The following is a 615-nucleotide window of genomic DNA, read 5'->3' on the forward strand; positions in this document are numbered from 1 at the left end:
GCCCCGGCGATCACGCCGGATGGGCGGTGGTCCTCGCATCACGCCCCGATCTCGCGCCCGCTCTGGGCTTCGATGATTGCCTCGCATGGGCGCGTCACCTCGCGGCGGATCCTGAAGGGCCGGTCGCGGCGGCGGCTGAACCCGCTCTTCGTCGGATGGCTGATGGGCTGGCCCATCGGGCACGCGCTCTGCGCCTGCTCGGCAACGGAGTTCACCCTCTGGCAGCAGCACATGCGTGGCGCTCTCTCGCAGCTGCCCATGGCCTCGGGCCCGTGGATCTGGCGGCCGACCGATGCGGTCCAGCGCCCGGCGCAGATGGATTTCCTTGAAGGATTGCAGCCATGAGTTTCCACGGCCGCGTCAGCGGCACCAGGATCAAGCGCGCGCTGGGCGTGCAGGCCGCGCTGGAATGGGCGTTCCGGATCGAGCAGGCGCAGCTGGAACTACCCCTCCCCGCAGACGTCACCGAGGAAGGTTTCGGCTTCGGCCTAGAATACGTCCTGCTCCAGCGTGCCGTGCTGGGCTGCAACATCGACGGCGGCCAGCACAAGATCGGCGGCTAAACCCACCAGGACGCCGAGGTGATCGCCGCCACCGTCGCAGGCATGCCCCACA

General features: G+C 68.9%; 2 protein-coding genes. Both read left to right on the forward strand.

All coding sequences use genetic code 11. From position 1 onward, the window contains the following. Positions 1-345, forward strand: a 345-nt coding sequence (locus PKE99_RS39310; protein ID WP_271215145.1) for a hypothetical protein, incomplete at its 5' end; no start/stop codon positions are given. After that, positions 342-563 carry a hypothetical protein gene (locus PKE99_RS39315; protein WP_271215146.1) on the forward strand — a complete coding sequence of 74 codons (222 nt, stop codon included), beginning with the start codon at positions 342-344 and terminating at the stop codon, positions 561-563. The genes PKE99_RS39310 and PKE99_RS39315, both read left to right, overlap by 4 nt. Positions 564-615: the final 52 nt, after the last annotated feature.

It is taken from the genome of Pseudonocardia halophobica (assembly GCF_027922425.1).
Classification (GTDB): domain Bacteria; phylum Actinomycetota; class Actinomycetes; order Mycobacteriales; family Pseudonocardiaceae; genus Pseudonocardia; species Pseudonocardia halophobica.

Bases quoted from the DNA above. Each gene is read 5' to 3' on its own strand.
- PKE99_RS39315 (WP_271215146.1), top strand. From the start codon at position 342: ATGAGTTTCCACGGCCGCGTCAGCGGCACCAGGATCAAGCGCGCGCTG.